This window comes from Blautia sp. AF17-9LB (assembly GCF_003479185.1).
Taxonomy (GTDB): domain Bacteria; phylum Bacillota; class Clostridia; order Lachnospirales; family Lachnospiraceae; genus Fusicatenibacter; species Fusicatenibacter saccharivorans.
This window is the reverse complement of the sequence record NZ_QUGU01000017.1, coordinates 15,232-35,881: the sequence shown is the minus strand read 5'-3', so window position 1 is coordinate 35,881 and position 20,650 is coordinate 15,232. Positions and strand designations below refer to the sequence as shown.

Genomic DNA, 20,650 nt, shown 5'->3' with positions numbered 1-20,650 from the left:
CCAACGTCAGGGGGGAGAAATCCTTAATGTAGGGCTTAATCGCTAAATGAAGTCTGAAATGGTGTGACTGCTATTATTCTTAAGATGAATAATGTGGTTAAAAAGTACTCTGATCTTATATGCGAGTATAAGAATTATTATCTGACTCAATAATAATTGGTATAGTCTCAAGCGAGGGCTATATTAACAAAAAAATATGAAGTGTAACTGAGTTGATCGCAGGAAAAAATCAAGGAGCGGTAATGAGCGCACTTATGTCCCAGTTTGACATTGCTCGTCAAGCGCTTAATACTGCGATGAACGATTCCGAAGATTCCGCCGAAAAGGAATTAACTAATTACCAAAAGGGTAAATTCGTATACCCGTATGTACAGAAATGTGCATAAAGAACACATTTAATTGCAGGTAACGCGTAAAGCCTTACACCACAATAATGGAGAAATCATATTATGATGGGACGAAAGTAGAAACAACGTAAGGATGATATATGGTCAAAAGCCTAAGTATCGAGTTTACTGATTTTATATAAATCAGGAATTGCTGTTCATGCAGGAAAGTTCCCTAACGTTATACATTGATCAAATGTTAGTTAAGTCGAGGGAAAATCTTCAACGACTAGAGCCATATCGGGAATTAGAAAATATTCTTATTTATGTAGAGAATATTAAAAATAAGAGTGGAAATCTCGAATATCTAATTCAATACTCGTAGGGCGTAATCGCTATAAACGTAGGTGAGATCCCTTTAAATCGAAAAGGTGTGACTGCTGCTCTTCTATTTAGAGTGTGGTTAAGAAATAGTCTACTCTCATGCGAAGGTATGAGTTTGTTGTATGTTATTTCTATATATAATATACAACAAAACAATAATTAGCGACTATTGTTAATATAACGATCGATTACAGTCTTGAAAAATTCAAGGCTACATTCCAAGAATTTTCAACTTCTGTTCTATCATCAGACACTTTCAAGGCTGTCATAGATAGCGGAACACAATTCTTAGAAATTCTTACTAAAATTACTGAAACACTTGGGCCACTTGGCACAGCTTTAACAGCACTTGGTGGTTTCAAATTTATATCAAGCATAGGTTAGCCAAAATCCTGGCTATAGTTTATCGTAAACTGGCTTATCAATGCGGAGAATATCATAGCAATGGAATGATATTTCAACGTAGGGAGATTAGTGCTTGTAAAAAATAAATAGAGGATTAATTCGTCGAATTCGCTATTCTGCAATAATGCAGTGAAATGGATGAAAATTCCGCGAGAACGCACGAGCCAACCTGACTACGTATAGTAATATGTGAAATGTTAGCAGCAATTATGGAATTAAAGATAATATCATAATGACGAGCGAAGCATATGAAAGTTAGGAGGAGTAGAGAGAACACCCTTCCTCCAGCGTATATAATGCCATAGTTTATATGCGTTGAATGCATGTTCCACGGTACGCGAAAGTTGTGATGCTTTCTCATCACACGCCAGCTTCTATCCTATTTCTGGCGTTGTTGGAAAATAATAGGAAAATTATATAGGTATTTATCGTAAAATTACAATATCAATGGAGGATGTGAAAGCCTGGAATCTAAATCTGAATTAATTTTTAAAACATTAAAATCTGATCCTGATGGTATTATTGATGCAAGTGTAACTATAATTGGAAATAAAGACGTAAAAGATGAATCTTCTGATCAAGCATTTATCTTAGATCCTAAAAAGCAAATGATTTTTTCTCTCGTAATGTAAAATCTAGCATAGATGCTATTAATCGTTTTGAGAACAGAAAAACTAAAAACGGTAAAAATAGATGATTGACAAATGGAAGTCATACAAAATATCCATATCGAAATATAGTACATCTATAGGATGTGCGTGGGCTGAAATGTGCCAGTAAACATTGAATTGAGGAGAGTATGGAAATATAACTTTCCAATACTCTCCTCTTCCACTTCTATAACATTTTCAACAAAAATGTCACAAAGAATAACAACGCTATAGCCCACCAGGGCCATGGCTGCATACTTCTTCTGACTCTAATTTTCCATGACATATCTTTTATCCTCTTTTTTTAAATAGTTCAAATGAAAGTAGGTGATTATTATCAATATAAAAAACATAACACAAGAAGCGGATTCCTTTAGTATAAAAATTACAGATCCATCGGAATATTATCGAAAAAATTGTAAACCATATGATAGCGGAGAAATTTCAAAGCATACAACTCCGATCACTTATGTTGATTACGAAAAGAATTATGAAGTAATCCTTGATAAAGATGGCAAACAATTACCACCACTTTCTGCGGGATCAGATAAAGTTAATATCGAATTAATATTCAAAATGTTTGAACAATTCCCAATGCATCAGGTCTAAGTGTTCCTTGGCTTTTTCATACGTAGTCATCTTTGACAAATCATAAAATAATTCTTTAAAAGCGGGAAAATCCTTTACTAATTTATTTGTAATACAATAATCTAATGTGATTTGATTATTCATTCCTATACACAACATAACTTCCGCACAATATCGAAAAATATGATAATAATCAACTACGTCAAATGATTCTATGTAATTTTTATAATTATTAATTTTAGTAAAGTCCTGAAATTCTTCTATAATATCTTCTCTGGAGTAATATTCTGGCATTGCATAAGCATATATCTCTCTTCCAAGTAATAAAGAACGGTATACTGCGTGAAATTCACTCCACAAACGGAATGTTTTATATATTTCATGATTTTCAAAATTATCCCAGTTTCCATCGCAAAAGTCATTTACGAATAGCATTGAATCAAAATAATGGATAAGCTCATGCACTATTGTAATTAACGTTGCAGGTGGATTTTTTATATAATTAGGATAGTTTATAAAAATAGCACCATTTTCGCCAGGAACATATAATCCCTCTGGTTCTTCGGATAATTCAACTTTTTCATTTTGATATTGTAAACGATCATGCATAATATCGTCTGAAAAAAGAATGGTTAAATTATGAGATTTTATTTTATATAGCTGTTCACACATACTTAGGCATAAATTAACGGATCGATTCATTGAATCGTCTTTTTCAAATATACTCATGTTTTATACCTCACATAGAATAGTTTACCACTTATAACCACAATTCTTACATTCAAACTGACTCTTAGCGGTTTTACTGAATAATCCGAATAATCCAGCGCCTACAGCTTTCTTAGCTGCTGAAATTTTGATGATGTCGGTAGAACCGCAAGTCGGACAGTGAGGTTGGTTGGCAGATGGTGTGGTAGTGGACTGCTGAACTACTGGTTGGCTCGGTTTTTTACGCTCCTCTTCTGCCCATTCGTGTAATTTGCGGCGGAAATTTTGATGAGCTTCTTCACTATATTCATCTGTTTTACCGCAACGTTCTAAAAGAGAATAAATATAAGAATCTTTTTCTTCATTTGATTTCATATTTAACGTTGCTTTTAGAGTTACATCTCCATCTTCATCTGTTTGAAACATAGGAAGATGGCAGTATTCACACATAATTTCGCCAGCAATGCTATTCATGTCGCTCCAATAACCGCATTTAGGGCATACAAATGTTTTTGAAAAGTCTGTAAGATTGGCGTCTTTTACGTATTTGGCTATTGGGAAACTACAATCAGGACAAGTTTCTGCATATTGACTTAAAATTTTTCCACATTCAGGGCAAAAAACTTTACTCATATAGATATTACCTCCGTAAATATTTCCTAGTTGAGTTGAAGTCTATACGACATCACTTTAGCTTTTTGCAAATGGTATATAGAAAATTAACAATTTCGCCCATACCTGTAATCAGCAAACCACCGATAACAGATACAAAAAGATAAAAGAAAAAGCTAGAATAAGAAAGATAACCATAATCATCTTTTCCTATTAAGAAAGATCCAATAAAACCACCTACTAGAACAATTATTCCCACAATCTTCAATGATTGTCCAACAAGCGTTGTATAAATTTCTTCCGATGTATTGGATGTTGCCGGAGTTTCAATCTTTTTCCCGCAAGATGAACAAGTTCCTTGGCTCTGCTCTTCTGCTGTTAATTCCTTGCCACATTCTGTACATTTCATAACGTTAAATCTCCTTATCATTCATTTGTTGAAAAACTTATCATCATCGTTTTAATACAGGGACGATAAAACAATTCAATTTTCATATTGGATAGTTCATCCCAATCATATACTTTTAAATCATTTTCAATATCGTAATGATAAGTGTTTTTACCATATAATTTATCCATTTTTTCAACTATATGATCTAATTGAGTATTATCTAATTCAACATTTTCCGCACTCCATATTAAAAGTCCTAGTTCATCATCATCTTGGTCGTTAGCTATCAATAATAACTTTCCATCTATATTCCATATTTTAACAGAATTGTTTACCAACATTCCTTTATGGTCAGATGTTGAACTTATTATGTATTTTTTAGATTTATTAACAGTCGAAATATCCTTTCCAAAGTTCGAATAATATTTTTTAAAAGGATCAGCGTCATGAGTAGTGAACGATTCTTTCTTAAGGAAAAGGACTGCAAAGACTAATATTACTATACCTATACCTAATACAATTCTTTTATTTTCATTGTCTTTTTCATGCGACTTGTCATAGTATTCCTTAATATTGTATCCGCATGACGGACACCTTTCAGCAGAATTAGAAACATTTTCACGACCACATTTTGGACATTTGATTAATGCCATGTAGTTTTCCCTCCCCACATTATACTAAATATTGTGAACCAATTTATTTTTCAGAAATGTTTAATGTACAATCATATTGTGGTTTATAATTATTATCCAAACCAAATTCGACTTCTACGGGACTTTTATCATCTGGTAAAACCCAAACCAACTGTGTTTTTAATGTTCCACCATTTTTTACACCAGTAAACGCATTAGAATAATCGAATATTCCTTGTTCCGATGTATTTCCAGGACTATCTAATTCAACACCATTCTGATAAATCTTTACAAGGCATGGTGTGTTATTGATAAAATTTCTAGCTTTATCCAGATTATTTGTGTATTCAAAATCCATTACTAATACGATTCCATATGACGGGGATTTCAAAACAGATGTATTTTTTAATATTGCATACGAATTATCATTTCCAATTTTTTCTGGTACATTGTCATTCAGCCACGATATATTATAATCGGATTCTTTTGTTTCTTGCGATTTATCTTGTTTATCTTCAATGTCTTTGCCGCCAGTTAAAGTTAATGTCTTTGAATATGCAGGATCGTAATTTGAATCTATTCCAAAATCAATTTCAACTGGGTTCATCGTATCTTTAAGAACCCATACAAGTTGCGTATTTATTATTCCTCCATCTTTTACATTTGTAAATGCATCACTATAATCATAAATACCCGCTTCGGATGTTATCCCTGGTCTATCTAATTCTATACCATTTTGATATGGTTTTACATCACAATTGCTATCATTAATAAAATCTGATGCTTGCGCAGTATTGTTGGTATATGTAAAATCCATAATCAGTAATGTGCCATATGAAGAATTAACAATTCTTGTATCTTTAATTAGTGCTTTTGAATTATCATTTCCAACTTCTATTGGTACTTCACTATCTTCCCATGAGCATGTTACATTTGACACTTTATCTGTTGTTAAATTGCTTGATTGATCTGAAACGTCTATAGCTGTGTCAGTCGTTTCATTATCTTCTGAAATAATCTGTTCGATGCTATCAGTATTAACTGCCTCTTTGATTACACTAGAAGCTGATGTTGCAGATGATTGTCCACAACTTGTAATAAAAAAAGAAAAGCATAAAAGACCTGTTATCCGTATTGTGTGTTTTCTTTTCATGTATTTTCCCATCCGCTTATTTATATATTTGATAATTTTAAATTATACCACAATTGTTATATAAATCCAACATTTCTAGAGGTGAATATAAAATGTACGATAGTATTTTAATTGATTATGGGTTTGAAAAATTCCACAAATATGTTATGGCAAATTCAATCATAGATTATCCATTTCCGCAGACTGATTATCCTTCCATATATACTGATCCATCTACTCTTACTGAAGAGCAGCGTGTGTTACAGGAGAAAATGAAATGTCTTGTGAAACAGGTAAAAGTAAATGAGGAATGATTCTAAAATTTATATCCGCAATTTTTACACGTAAACTGTTTTCCAATTTTATCAGATGCAATTCCAAACATGCTGGTAGAAAGCATACGCTTAAACATGCCAATCTTCTCGATATTTGTGGATTGGCATACTGGACAGTGGTGTTGATTAGTGGATTGTTGAAGTTCATGACTTGCTTGTTTCCTTAAATTTTTTCTGTATTCTTCTTCTTTTAGACATCGTTTATTATATTCATTTTCATCAAATTGATCGTCTACTCCAAGTTCTTTTAAATCGTGAAGAATATCTTCTTTGCTTTCTCCATGGTGATTAAAGAAATCAACAATCTCATATTTTGTTTGAATAAATGGGATATGACAATATTCACAACTTACTCTTCTGTATGGAGTAAAATACAAAGCTTCTTTGTCACCACATCTCGGACAGATAAAACCTTTAGTAAAATCATTAATATTATTTTCTTCAAGATATTTTTTTATTGGTCGTCCACAATGAGGACATATTTCTGCGTGGATACTTACATTCTCATTACAATCTGGACAAATTATTAAATTCTGAAAATCCATAGAGATAATACCTCCTTATATATCAAATTGATTACATTATATCATAATTATTATATAAATCCAACATTATACAATAATTTTATTTGCAGTTAAAAAATTTAGGTGATTTATTTGGTAGTTTTGGAGAATTAAACTTACTGAGAAATAAATATGGAAAAAACTCAACATTTGACACATTAAGCAGTACACTACAACAGTCTTTTAACGAGTCTTTTAAAGTTGGGAAAAATGGAATTAGTGAATTTTCCACAGAGCAAATTAAAACTAAAGCATCTGTCATGGGCTTAAACGATGCGTTGACAAAACAAGCATTATCTCTTGCGAATGACGCTGATTTATATCAAAAAGCTGCGGCAGGTAATCTTACATTTAGTAAGGCTATAGAATTAAATATAAATAATGCAAGCGATTTAGTTGACGCCTTGATGAGTAGTAATTCTGAAGTCTTAAAAAAATATAAAGATAACGATATTGCTGATATGATAGCTAATTCAGGTGAAAAAGGCAGCGCGGCATATAATGAGTTTGTTAAAGATCTCATTGATAATAATCAAGATTTAGGTGACTCAATTGTTGAATTAGCACCCAAAGTAGAAACCACAAAATCCGCATTTTCTGGTTTATCAAACTATTTTAAAGGTCTTCTTGCTACATTTACAAATCCGATTTTCCTTTTAACCACAGCAGTTACCGTAGGCGTTGCAGCATGGCAAGGCTACAATCAATCTGTCCAGGAATCCATCCAGCACACGAAAGACTCCATAGCAGAGATAGAGGAACGTAATAAGTCTATTGATGACAATATTAGTAAAGCACAGGAACTAAGGGATTCTCTTGATTCTGGTACTCTTACGGAGCAAGAAGCATACAACACGAAGAGTCAATTGCTAGATATCCAAAGTCAATTATCAGACTCTTATGGAGAACAGGCGGATGGAATTGATCTTGTAAATGGCAAACTCGATGAGCAGATCGAGAAGATGCAGCAGCTCAAAGTTGAAAATGCGAAAAGTTGGCTGAATGATTCGGATAATGAGAAGAATTACGAAAAAGCTAAAAAGAAAATGACCAAAGATGATTATGAGTCATTCTTTGGTAATACACCTACTTTAGCTATGCTCGGCTCGGAACCACAGAAATCTGAATATACAAATTCAGACGTATATAAAGATGCGCTGAAGCGTTACCAAAATAGCAAAACTCAGATCGAAGAAATCCAGAAAGCGGCAAAAAAAGCTGGACTAAAACAGTACACAAGTACAAGCACAGGTCAGTTCCAACTCGGTTTTGAAAATGAAACAGTTACAGGAGCAGATGAAAAATTAAATTCCTTCCTCGCTACTGTTAAAGAGCTGAAACGGCAGTTTGAGGACGAGGGTAAGAATACTGATTACTTTGATAATATCATCAGTTCCGCGGAAGATGCAGAATCTTCTTATAAGGATATTTTGGATAAGCATCAAGAAGTATATCAAGAGTATCTGAAAAATTCCATGCTTGCAGAAGGTTACGGTAACAATAAACCAGCAACTGTATATCAGCAATATGCGGATGCAGTGGACAAATATAACGAAGCTTTGCAAAGTGGAGATACATCTAAGGTCGAATCAGCGAAAACTGCATTAGATGGCGTAAAAGATTCCGTGGATAATATTGTCAGTACGGATTCCGGTAAGAAATACAAGGAGTTGTTCGATGAGATTGCAGACGGTATTGATACAGCATCCGAAAAGACTTATGAGTTCAAGGAACGGCTGTCCGGCAGAGGTGCAGATAAGTTAAATAATACCGTACTTTCAAAGCTCAAAGAGTTGAAGAATTACACAGATATTGACCTCAAGAGTATCAATCTTGATACAAGTGATGTTGTAGCTGGCAAAGATGCTTTGCGAATGGCAGTCAATGAAGCAATGGATCTCGGAATTGTTTCCGATGATTCTGCTGAAAGTGTGGCAAAAGTTGTTGATCTCTTAACGGATATGGGTATGACGGCAACCGTATCCATGAATCAAGTGGATGATTCCTTCTCAGAAGTCAATACTACCATTCAGCAAGCACAAGCAAATCTGGAAACGCTCAAGACGATTATGTCTGAATCTGTTTCGGGAGCAGGTATTTCTGCCGATAATGTGAAAGCATTTAAAGAAATGTTCGGAGATGATGCTGCGCGTGCTTTGGAGAAAACCGCAGACGGTTACCATATCAATCGTGAAGAGCTTGCAAAATTACAGGCACAACAATCTGAAATGAACAAAGCGGATTATCTTTCCGGCCTTGCAGATCAACAGGAAGCACTTAGACAAGTCGAGGAGCAGATTGCCGATGCAATGGTAAAAGGTCAAGATGTCAGCGGTTTACAGGCACAGCGCGAAGGTATTTTGAATAATATTTCCTCTCTGGAAGATCTAGCATATCAGTATCAAACTGCTACTTCTGCTTATCAACAATGGCAGGATGCTATGTCCGGTGTTGAAGAAGGTAATATGTATGATTCCATCCAGGGTAACATGGAATCCATCAAAGATCTCTACGATAAAGGACTTGTGGGAGAAAACAAATTCCGAGAGTTTGTTGATCTGATGTCAAATAAGGATCTGACCAATGCCAGTGTGGATGAAATCGTGGCTGCCTATGAAGAATCCTATCCGAAGATGGAGCGTTACTTCACAGAAGGACAGGAAGGATGTCAAGCATTCTTGCAGGACATATCCAATCTTAACTCCGAATGGGCACATATGAACGAGGATGGTTCCTGGCAAATTAATTTTGGTGTCGGAAACGATCAAGAAATTGCGGATGCACTGGGAATTGATGTGGAAGCTGTGCAATCAGTACTAAGAAAACTGCATGATTTTGGCTTTGACATAGACCTCGATCAGCCGGTTAAATCTCTGGAACAACTAAAGACAGAAGCTCAATCAGCCAAAGAAGCTCTTGATGGAATGGGTGAAACTTCTCTTGATAGCATCAATCTGGACACAGATTCATTCAGTGAAATCACAGATGACATTGGCAAGGTTAAAGAATATATTCAACAAGTCAATGACGCTGATTTGGAACCAGAAGTTCGGACAGAACGTTTAGAACAAGCCAATAATATTCTTGACTATCTGGTGCAGAAACAGCATGAAGCTGGACAAAATAACATTGTAATTGATGCGGATGCAAGTTCTGTCGATCAAAAGATCTCTGATCTGAAGAGTCAGTTGGAGCAGTTCAGAAACGAAGACGGTACGATTCCTGTTAATGCTGACACACAGGATGCTGTCAACAGTTTACAATCCCTGTACGCTACGAAACAGAATCTTGAAAATACACCAGCTATTCTACAGGTTGATACTTCGCAGGTTGACGGAGAACTAGGCAATGCGATCGGAAAATTACAGGAATATCAGAATGCTGTAGAGATTCTGAATGCACAGAACACGATGAAAACACAGGGCATCGACATTGATACCACAGATGCACAGCAGAAAGTACAACAGTTGGCAGGACAGCTACAGAATCTTGATGCTGATACGACAGCAAAGTTAGGTCTTGACGATACTGATTTTCAGTCGAAACTTTCTAATATTGCTACTCATCCGATTGATGTAGGAATAGGGGTAAATCTTGATCCGAATGCTCTTGCCAACGTCTCTGCAAAGATTTCTGGAATTACGCCAGAATTACTTGTAAAAGCTGGTGTAAACGAAGAAGCGATTGTAAATTATACGCCGAAAGATAAGGACGCTACTGTCAAATACAAAGTTGACCATAGTGCGATTGACAGTTATGATCCGAAAGACAAAAATGCTACGGTTACTTACAGTGTGGTTGTTTCCGGACTTGAAAATTTACCAGGCAATAAAACAAGAAGTCTGACTTACAATATTAAGACAAATGGTACTGTTCCAAGAGTAAATGGTACGGCACACGCTATAGGAACTGCTCATGCGTCAGGTACTGCAAGCCGTAATTGGGGGCTTGCTCACAATGAACCACATGCGCTTGTAAATGAGTTAAAACCAGAAGCAATCGTTCGGGATGGTAAGGCGTTTATCTTGAATGGCGGCGATCCTACTTTTGCAAATTTGAAGAAAGATGATGTTGTATTCAACGGTGATCAAACGGAGCAGTTACTTGAACATGGTTATGTTACCGGCTCTCATGCACAGCTTGCAGGTGATGGTTATTCTTTAGGTAGTGCGTTCTCTGGCGGATCGGGAAGATTTAATGTTGGAAGTTCTGGAACAAAAGCAGATTCTTCCACATGGGAAGAAAAAAAGAAACAGAATAATACAAGCCCTAACTCATCTTCTGGTAGCAGTAGTAGTAGAAACAGTGGATCATCTTCTGGTGGTTCAACTCGATCCTCATCCGGTGGCTCTTCCGGAGGAAGTTCCGGCAGCTCTTCCACCAAAGAAGCAACCGAGGAAACCTTCGACTGGATAGAAGTATTTCTTAAGGAAATGTCTCGTGCTACTGAGATTGCAGTTGATAACATTGATCGTGCTATCGGTCTGGCGCAGAAGCAGACAAAAGCATATGACGCTATCAGTAAAGTTCAGCAGGAATTAACTGCAAATCAGCAGTCAGCCAACAAGTATTTACAGCTTGCGGCGAACGTGGGGCTTGATCCTTCTTATATCTCTAAAATCCAGAATGGCACACTTGATGTGGAAAAAGTAACCAACGAGGATCTGAAGAAAAAGATTGATGAGTATAAGGACTACTACAGTAAATATGAATCCGCTGCTGATAACGTAGCCAAACTCGAAGATAAAATTACCGAACTCGCTGAAAAACGTCTGGAAATCATTGAAAAAGAATATGATACGATCGTAGACATCAACGATGCGATAAAAACCGTAGCCGATTCCAAAATTTCTCTCAACGATGCGCTGGGTGTGGCGATTGACAATCCAGACAATTATGCCAATATCAATAAATCCATCAAAGCACAGGAAGATACTTACAAACAGCTTACGCAGAAACTCAATGAGTATCAGAAGGAAATCAATTCCCAGCTGTCCAGTGGTTTATTAAAGAAAGGTTCCGATGCATACCAGTCTGCTATGAAGAATATCCAAGACTTCACAGCTAAGATTTATGATGCTTCTACCAGTCTAATTGAACTACGGGATAAATTGGATCAGATTAAAATTGATACTATCCAGAATGTAATTGCCGGAATCAAACGTAATTCGGATATTACGGAGAAATATATTTCTTACCTGCAATCCCAGAATCGTGATGTGCCAGAGAATCTATACACTGATCGTATAGATAATAATAACGCTCAGGTACAGCAGAATCTAAAGCAGATGGAAATATACCGGAAGAAACAGGCGGTTCTTGATGTCAATTCTAAATCGTATCAAGATTATGCAGAAAAGATTCAAACGTTAAAAGAGAATACTCTGGAACTGATTACGGACAACGAATCTCTTCAAGATAGTATCTATGAGCTACGATTCAAGCCACTTGACGATGCTATCCAGAAGTACAGTGACCTTGAAGATGAGCTGAAAAGTTTCCGCGACCTTCTGAACGATGATGCATTCCTTGATAAGCAAGGACGTATCACGGAAGATGGATTGGCACAAGTTGCTCTCTTACAGCAGAGTATTGGTACGGCAAAACAAAAAATTGCAGATTATACCACGGGTCTGCAAAAACTGAAAAAGTCTTATGACAATGGGGTTATTTCCTTAACGGAATATAATGACAAGTCAAAAGATTACCGTGAAGGTATTCAAGGTTCGATTGCAGATGTGAAATCATATCAGGACAGTCTGGTTGATCTGTATAAGAACGCTATGAGTACAGAGGTTGATTATCTTGATAAAATAATCAGCAAGAGAAAGTCGGCGCTTCAAGCAAAAGCTGACTATTATTCCTATGATAAATCAATATCCAAAAAGAGCAATGATATTAATGCTATTAAAGCACAGATCATGGCTTTAGAAGGGGTGAAATATTTGCTCCTGTAAAATCTATTTAATTGCGGGGAGTCCCCATAAGGTTTAATTGGCTACAACGTAACCGGAAACGATAGGCGTGAATGCGGTAGAGTTTTAAACTCACAGTCCGTTATTGGATAGAAACCATAAAAATAATTAAACTAGGGATAACCGGGTGTGCAAGTCACTCAGACGCAGCGAACTTCCTAAGTCAGAAATGATATGGAAGACGTTCAGAGACTAACCCATATTGGGTGGCGTAATGCCTTAATGGAAGACTGCAAGCGATTGGCGGTCGAAAAAATATAGACTATTTGAATATTAAGTGATATTATAATTTTGAGGTGTGTTCTTTCCTATAGCTACTGACGAATAGATAGAACACAGTGTAGATACGAGTAAAGAATCTCTCGAACACATGTATGCGAGAAGTAAGTAAAAGAAAAGACAACGAAATAGAACAATAGAGAAGTTTATGCAAGTTTGTGGAAGTTATACGAACCACCGTTCGCATGTTTGTGAATTTTGTGAATAGATTTTTCTCCGAAAATTGCATATAATAAAATCAAGAAAACAAAACAGTTTTCTTATTATATGGGACATAGTTCAGGAGTGTCCGGCACAAAATGACCTGAAAATATTGCGAGGGGTTTCTCGATGTCACCTGGCTAATAAAAAATCGAAAAATTATTGTACAAAGGAAGCGTTAAGCTTCCTTTTGTATTACTAAGGAGAAAAATGGAAACTGCAACATATTCATATTGTTATATATTAGAACAATATTACATAGACCATCCTGGTTTAGAACAAATTTTAGATGTTAGTGATGCATCCAAACATAATATCAGAACACATGTATGTTTGGAAGTTCAGTATAATGACAACAAAATATTAATTCCATTACGTAAAAGCTTAGGAAATCCAGTTAGATCATTTGGTAAAATAGGATTTTCTGTACCATCTAAAGATAAGCCAAATGCGGGGCTTGATTATAGATATATAATGGTTATAAATGATGATAAATATATAAGATGTGATGAGCCAAGAATTCCAAAATCTCAGCAAAAAATTATTAAAGATAATTATGCGGTCATTGAAAAAGAAGCCATTGAATATATCAGTTCTTATATTAATGTTGCTAGAAAACAACGTGTACAGAGAACTGCACGTTTTCGGAAATCCAGTCTAATAAATTTCCATCAAGAATTTGGATTAGATGTATACGAGGAAATACCATTCAATCAACAGGAGCAGTAAATCTACTGCTCTTTTCTTATACCTCAAATCTTAATTACAATCCCTCAAATAAAATTCAAATAGAAGATATAGTCCCATGCCATACGAAAGTATGGGGAGCAGTTATGCTCTTGTCCACGTAGCGAGTGGATGAAAAGAAAATGAAATAACCTCGATGCTCAATCTCAAGTTAAGAAATTGAAGCAGCAGCTTTCAGAAGCAGAGCAAGATTTAGCCGATACTAAGCGTGACCATGCAAATGATATGCAGTCTCAAGGTTACGATAAGCTCAGTGAAGATCTGAAAACTTCTCTTGATGATACCGAGTACGAAATTAGTCATAATGCTGACAAACAGCTTGAGATCATCAATTCTATGCTTGACAAAGCCGTGTCCTCTTATCAAGAAGCATATGGCAAAATCAACTCTATCATCAAAAATACTGGCTGGGTAGGTAGTACGGATTTTAACAATACCCAGTCTGATCTAAGCACAGAGACAGGTGTTAAGAATCAAAATTCCAACGCATCACAGTCTCAGTCCAGTGCAAATAAAAATCCATCCAGTACCGCATCTGGTACAAAAACTGATCCAATCAACAGTAATTCAAAAGTAAACAGTGATCTTGCGGATCAATTAGTCAAGCCGGAAGATACAACGAATCGTAAGGTTGCGGAACTAAAGGTGTCTCCTACTTCTACTACACTGGAAGAGGGTAAATCCACAAGTATTACTGCTACAATCAGACCGAACGATGCAGCTAATAAGACTCTTGCTTGGAAATCAAGTAATGAATCAATTGCTACTGTATCCAATGGTACGGTAAAAGCAAAGAAACCTGGCTCTTGTACGATTACTGCTACCACTACCGATGGAAGTGGACTGTCTGCAAAGGTATCAATTAAGGTCAATGCAAAACCAAAGCCACAGCCGAAACCACAGCCAGCAAAAACTGGTGGAGATAGAATTCCTCGTGTTGGCGATGTCGTAACGTTCACAGGATCTTACTACAATGACTCTTGGGGTATGTCTCCAAAAGGTAGTAGATTTTCCGGTCAGCCTGGTGCTGTTGTTATTGATTCTTATACAGCTAGGGAATATGGCGGCAATGGACGTACTACTGGTGATTTTAAGATCCATATCAAGAGTGCGCATGATCCTAATTATAGTGATCTTGGATGGGTGCGTCTCAGTCAGATTAGTGGTTATGAAAAAGGTACGGATCGTATTCATGGCGATCAGCTTGTATGGACAAACGAAAATAAAGACACCAAACATCATGGCGTTTCAGAATTAATCTATCGCAAGAAAGATGGTGCTGTCCTTACACCTGTTCAAGATGGAGATTCTATTCTACCAGCCGATTTTGTAAGTAATTTGATTAAATTAAGTGCAATTGATCCACGGGAATTCGGTATGAATGTAAGTACTACACCAAATCTGGTACAGACGAATATTCCTCAGAACATCAGCAATGTCGGGAATGTAACATATCACTATGATGCGTTACTGAATATCGAAAATGTTGAAGGAAATCTGGATAAAAGTGCTATTCCTGATATTCAGAAGTTATTAAAACAGTCTTGCAAGTATACATGCGATACGCTGGCAGATCAGTATAAAAAACTTGGACATAAGATAATTATGTAATTTTTATGGGAGGGTACTGTCAAAGGTACTCTCCTATTTCTATAACTATAACAAATTTTTTGGAGGTGATGCAAAATGGCAAAAGAATTTAAAAATTTTACGTTCATGGGACAACGATTAAGTGATTTAAGTGTGAAATATGTATCCGTGGATTTTGAAGGTGGATCAGATGTAAATATGGCAATGGATAGGGATATGGAGACAGGTGATACAAATCGCTATAAAACGGAACCAAATTATTTCTATGATAAGTGGAATGACACATTAGAATTTGAGTTAGATATTATCAAAGACCCATGCACATATTTAAATCAAAGTGATTCTATTATCACAAAGTCTGAGCGTCGAGAAATTACCAAATGGCTCACTTCTTCTCATTTTCCAGAATGGCTGACATTTTCCGGAACCGATGATTCTGCAGATGATACAATTCGTTATTTTGGATGGTTTAACAATATTGAATCATATTCGGTAAATTCTCAAACCTTTGGATTAAAATTATATTTTAAATGCACAACCCCGTTTGGTTATACTGACGATATTACAACTAACGTATCATGTTCAACATATAAAAATATTCTAATCGCAAATAACAGTGATGAATTAAATAGTTATGTGTATCCAACGATTGATATTTTTCCAAAAGCAAATGGGGATATTGTAATTTGTAATATGTCTGATTGTACGATTCGCGAAACAGGAACACTATCTTCCTCTAATACAAATTATATGGGACAATTAATTTCTTATGTTGAATTATATGCAAAATCAAATGCATGTACTGCACAATTTGACATTTCAGAAGAAACCAAAGATATTAATTGGAGATGCGATAATACATTGACTCAATTTAAATTAATTGATGTATATGGAAATGAAACAGCATGTACGGTTTTTTATAGGACAGATTCAAAAGTATATTATATCATCGAAAATGGCATTATGGTTTTGTCTGTTTCAAAAGATTTAAATATATCTATGGATTGCCAGAAGTTAACAATTAATGATGAGCTTGGACGGATGGTAAGATATGATAAATTAGGCATCAATGATGTCGCTCATATGTATTGGATACAACTAGCTCATGGGAATAATTCATTCTTATTCTATGGTAACTGCGATTTTCGTATAAAACACATTGAGGCACGAAAGGTTGGTGAATAATTTTGAACATTGTTTATGATCGTTATAACCAACCAATACAAAGTCATGTGTATTTAGGTACACCAAACAATAAGATTCTATGTGCTATCAACGGAATCGAAGAAAGTACATTTCAGCTTACTTCCAAATTCATTAATACATATGAATTAACATTTAATATTAATGAAAAGATTTTAATCGAAGATGAACATGGTTTATCGAAATTAGTACATTCCAACGTATATGATTTAGTTGCTTGGCTTATGCGAGTATACGTCGATAATGTTGGATGGTTTATCATGGATGCACCTAAAATATCACATGATGGAATTAAAGAGACTAAAACTATTACCTGCCACTCAGCAGAGATAGAAATGGAGCAACATGATTTAAAAAATTTTAAAATTAATCAAGGAACTACTGACTCGTATGAGATGTTGGCAGATGATAATGTAGAAAAAATAGATGATGTAGAATTTGCCAAAGAACAGATAAAATTTTATAACCCAGACAATCCACAGCTCAGTCTGTTAGATCTTGTTCTTAGGGCTGGCAATGTATATGGCTGGACGATTGGAGAAATTGATACTGTTCCAAAGACATATAGAACATATAGGGATGGAAAATATGTTGAAACATACACTCTTCTATCCGATGAGATTGGATCGTTCGATATAGAAAGTCAGGATGTATATTCTTTTTTTACACAGGATATGGCGCAGTATTTCCAATGTATATTTGTTTTTGATTTTCTTCATATGAAGATCAACGCTTATCATCCTGAAAATTACGGGAATAGTACAAATATAAATATCAATTTCAAAAATTTGCAGCAGTCTCAAGAAATATCTGTTGACGATTCTAAAATGTTTACGCGTTATTATGTACAAGGATCAGATAATCTTGGTATTACTTATGTAAATTTTGGATCGAACTATATTGAAAATATTGATTATTACTTAAATGAAAAGTATTTCTCTTCTGCTTTTATTCAAAAATATAATTTATGGAAACAAGATGCGGAAAACTGTAGGATTGATTATATTGAAGCGACTAGAAAATATAATCAACAGATGAAAGTTATCACAGAATTGTATGATCGTGTTCCTTTGGATGATTGCTCTACAAATTGGAGTACATTTACAGATGATGAATTAAAAGAAGCGCAAGCAAATTACCAGGCCCAACTCAAGGGTTATGAGCAATTCTATGTAGATAGCAATGGCAACTTTGATGAGGATGCTTTAAAAAAGTCTTCGGATGCTAATGATTATTATCAAATTCGAGATGTAATTCTTCCATCTATTCAAATCGAAATGAATAATCGTCAATTACCTACGGACGATGACAATGCAGATTATGTAGATTCTTATAAGACCAATTGGAAGTTATACGGATTAGACGAATTAAAAGTAAAGCTGCAAGAGTATAAAAACACAGTTGAAACTTGCAAAAAGGGCGGTTACGATAAACCCTATTCTGAAGATTCTTCTCACACTAAAGACATTCATGATAAGATGTATGCAAAATATCTGGACGCTCAAAATCAATTAGATTCTAATTATGTAGGTGGATGCCAGGAAGCATATGCTCAGAGACAATCTGAAATTGATGCAGCAAATGATGTTTTAAATACTTATAGCAAAGAAAGACTTGAATTAACAAAAAAGGTTAATAAAGAAACGTGGACACATCAAAACAATAATTATTTGGTTGACGAAAAATCAAATTGTATTATTGATGCTAAAAATCAAAAAATTGCATCACCGTCCGACACTATATCATTTACCGAAAAAGATCTTTTAGAATTATCTAAAGTTTATTACGATGGCACATATTCGAATGATAATATGTTCCTTACAGATTCTGACGATCAGGTTTCTGCTATTGATGAACAACTAAAGCTATTCAATACGGCGTCTGATGATTTATATATATCTTCTCATCCGCAATACCAATATATAACCTCGTTGGATAACTTTTTGGCAAAAAGTGAATATAAGGATTATACAAAAAATATAAATCGCGGTGATTATTTATATCTGACAATAGGAGATAATAATGTTGTTAAACTTCGTCTGATTGAAATGACATACAATCCATTAATGATGGATAACAATATTGAATTAACTTTCTCCAATATGACAAGAACAAAAAACGGATTTTTCGATCTTCCATATCTTCTTGATAATTCATCTGGTGGCAGTAAATCTTCCGCATCTGGCTCGTCTAATAACTTTCTAAATAATGAAGGCGTCACTCTTACATCTGGGCTAATCCAAAAGCTTTTATCTTCTGGTGCATTCAGCAATAAAGTTTCTTCCATTATAAATAATGAATTCGCCGGTATGCTTGGTAGTGGTTCTATATCATTACAAGAATTAAATGCCAAGTTGATTAAAGTTACTGATCTATATGGTGAGAATGGATATTTCGAATATCTACAGTCAAAATTAATTTCTGCTGATAAAATTGTCGCAGGTAGTGGTAATTTTAAGGAATTATCCGCAGTTGTTGCTGCGATTGATAGTTTATTGGCTGGAAATATATCTGCAGAACTTGGACACCTTATTCATCTTACTGCTAGTAATGTTGTTGTTGACGATGCAGTCATTCGTGATTTGATTGCGGCAAATATTACTGTAGCAATGCTAAAGGCAAGTACTATTTCTGCCGATAAATTTAATATTGCTTCCGACGATGGTGGACTTACTATCGTTGGTAACACAATGCAATTTAAAGACAAAAATAATAATGTACGTATTCAAATTGGTCGTGATGCAAAGGATAATTTTACGTTTACTTTGTATGATGAGACAGGTAAAGGCGTATTAATTGATTCTAAAGGCATTAAAGAATCTGCTATCGCTGATGGATTGATTAAAAACGATATGGTTGCGGATGGAACTCTTTCTAAAGATAAACTGAATTTCAATGTTATTGAAGCGGATAAGAATGGAAATGTTGACGCAGCGAAAGTCATCGTTAATGGTCATGGAGTTGATGCAGAGTTCACTTCAATTAAGCAACAAATTACTGATCAGATTGAAAATGTAGAGGGTAAAATTGGTACACTAGATTTGTATGGTGAACAGATATTTCGAAAAATAGATGGTGTTATATCTCCAAACAATATAACTATAACGGCAAAATATAGAAATGATGTTAAAATCGGTAAATGGTATATAGATAATGTAGAAAATACAAGATATGTATCTACGGATAAAACTTCAATCATAATACCATCTTCTTATATTGCAACATTACCATCAACAAAAAAATCTTTAGTTATTAAAGTCGAAGATTCCACAAAAAAATTATACGATGTATTAACTGTACATATTTTGGATAGTTTAAATGGAGTCGATGGACAGCCTTCTATTTCTGTAATTATCACCAGTGAAAAAGGAGTAGTGTTTGATGATGATACAACAATTACGAGTACTATATGTACATGTCAAGTATATAAAGGTGCTACGCCTATGGAACCGATATTTTACAAATGGCAAATTATAAATAACGAGTCAGGTGATTGGAAAACGGTTGGAAATAATAAAACATTGACAATTAATGTTGATAAATCAATTATACGTAAGAGAATTCGTTGTCTAGTTGATATTGGAGACGTAGCACAAGTGTCAATTACGGACGAACAATCAAATACATTACAAGATGAAAATGGAATTAGTTTATATTCCATTGAAGCAGCATCAGATACTTCTGCTTCGAGCAAAAATATTATTGATGTAAATACAACTGAAGTACTTGATTCTTCTGATAGCGTATTTGTCAATAGTGGAAAATCTCTTAAGCAGATAAATTATGATTTATTAGCAGATGCAATTTTAAATAAATTACTCAGCAAATCTTATGAAAAGATTGGAACAAATGTTATCGATGCAATCAAGGAAAATGCGAATACGTTAACAGATAAAGATATCGATACATTAATTGAAAAAATGTAACAC

General features: G+C 34.9%; 13 protein-coding genes. 6 read left to right on the top strand and 7 right to left on the bottom strand.

Annotated features, from left to right (window positions below):
- Window positions 1-898: 898 nt before the first annotated feature.
- The 6 genes from DWX00_RS19495 to DWX00_RS15770 all read right to left on the bottom strand — a co-directional run bounded on the left by DWX00_RS19495 (window position 899) and on the right by DWX00_RS15770 (window position 5,849).
- Window positions 899-1,087 carry a hypothetical protein gene (locus DWX00_RS19495; RefSeq protein WP_147398271.1) on the bottom strand — a complete coding sequence of 63 codons (189 nt, stop codon included), beginning with the start codon at window positions 1,085-1,087 and terminating at the stop codon, window positions 899-901.
- Between the two features lie 1,242 nt (window positions 1,088-2,329).
- Complete coding sequence (locus tag DWX00_RS15790; protein WP_118595699.1) at window positions 2,330-3,082, bottom strand: hypothetical protein; 753 nt, start codon at window positions 3,080-3,082, stop codon at window positions 2,330-2,332.
- 24 nt (window positions 3,083-3,106) lie between these two features.
- Window positions 3,107-3,694: a hypothetical protein gene (locus DWX00_RS15785; protein ID WP_118595698.1), complete on the bottom strand. Its 588-nt coding sequence runs from the start codon at window positions 3,692-3,694 to the stop codon at window positions 3,107-3,109.
- Between the two features lie 52 nt (window positions 3,695-3,746).
- Entirely contained in the window at window positions 3,747-4,082 is a 336-nt protein-coding gene (locus tag DWX00_RS15780; protein WP_118595697.1) for a hypothetical protein, read from the bottom strand.
- A gap of 17 nt (window positions 4,083-4,099) precedes the next feature.
- Window positions 4,100-4,717 (bottom strand): zinc ribbon domain-containing protein, encoded by a 618-nt coding sequence (locus DWX00_RS15775; protein WP_118595696.1) that lies wholly within the window; start codon window positions 4,715-4,717, stop codon window positions 4,100-4,102.
- 43 nt (window positions 4,718-4,760) lie between these two features.
- Window positions 4,761-5,849, bottom strand: a complete 1,089-nt coding sequence (locus DWX00_RS15770) for a DUF5067 domain-containing protein (RefSeq protein WP_158578885.1) — start codon at window positions 5,847-5,849, stop codon at window positions 4,761-4,763.
- Window positions 5,850-5,941: 92 nt separating this feature from the next.
- Here DWX00_RS15770 and DWX00_RS15765 point away from each other — a divergent pair, with 92 nt between their 5' ends.
- Window positions 5,942-6,142, top strand: coding sequence for a hypothetical protein (locus DWX00_RS15765; RefSeq protein WP_118595694.1), 201 nt, complete (start codon window positions 5,942-5,944; stop codon window positions 6,140-6,142).
- A 2-nt stretch (window positions 6,143-6,144) separates the two neighbouring features.
- Here DWX00_RS15765 and DWX00_RS15760 read toward each other — a convergent pair whose 3' ends face one another.
- On the bottom strand, window positions 6,145-6,708 hold the full coding sequence (locus DWX00_RS15760; protein ID WP_118595693.1) for a hypothetical protein: 564 nt from the start codon (window positions 6,706-6,708) through the stop codon (window positions 6,145-6,147).
- Window positions 6,709-6,791: 83 nt separating this feature from the next.
- Between DWX00_RS15760 and DWX00_RS15755 the strand changes: the two genes are divergently transcribed.
- The 5 genes from DWX00_RS15755 (at window position 6,792) to DWX00_RS15735 (ending at window position 20,647) form a co-directional block, all read left to right on the top strand.
- Entirely contained in the window at window positions 6,792-12,683 is a 5,892-nt protein-coding gene (locus tag DWX00_RS15755) for a hypothetical protein (RefSeq protein WP_147398270.1), read from the top strand.
- Between the two features lie 708 nt (window positions 12,684-13,391).
- Window positions 13,392-13,910 (top strand): hypothetical protein, encoded by a 519-nt coding sequence (locus DWX00_RS15750; protein ID WP_118595691.1) that lies wholly within the window; start codon window positions 13,392-13,394, stop codon window positions 13,908-13,910.
- 177 nt (window positions 13,911-14,087) lie between these two features.
- Window positions 14,088-15,539 carry an Ig-like domain-containing protein gene (locus DWX00_RS15745; protein WP_118595690.1) on the top strand — a complete coding sequence of 484 codons (1,452 nt, stop codon included), beginning with the start codon at window positions 14,088-14,090 and terminating at the stop codon, window positions 15,537-15,539.
- A 75-nt stretch (window positions 15,540-15,614) separates the two neighbouring features.
- Entirely contained in the window at window positions 15,615-16,703 is a 1,089-nt protein-coding gene (locus DWX00_RS15740; RefSeq protein ID WP_118595689.1) for a phage tail domain-containing protein, read from the top strand.
- 2 nt (window positions 16,704-16,705) lie between these two features.
- Window positions 16,706-20,647, top strand: coding sequence for a hypothetical protein (locus DWX00_RS15735; RefSeq protein WP_118595688.1), 3,942 nt, complete (start codon window positions 16,706-16,708; stop codon window positions 20,645-20,647).
- The last annotated feature ends 3 nt before the right edge of the window (window positions 20,648-20,650 follow it).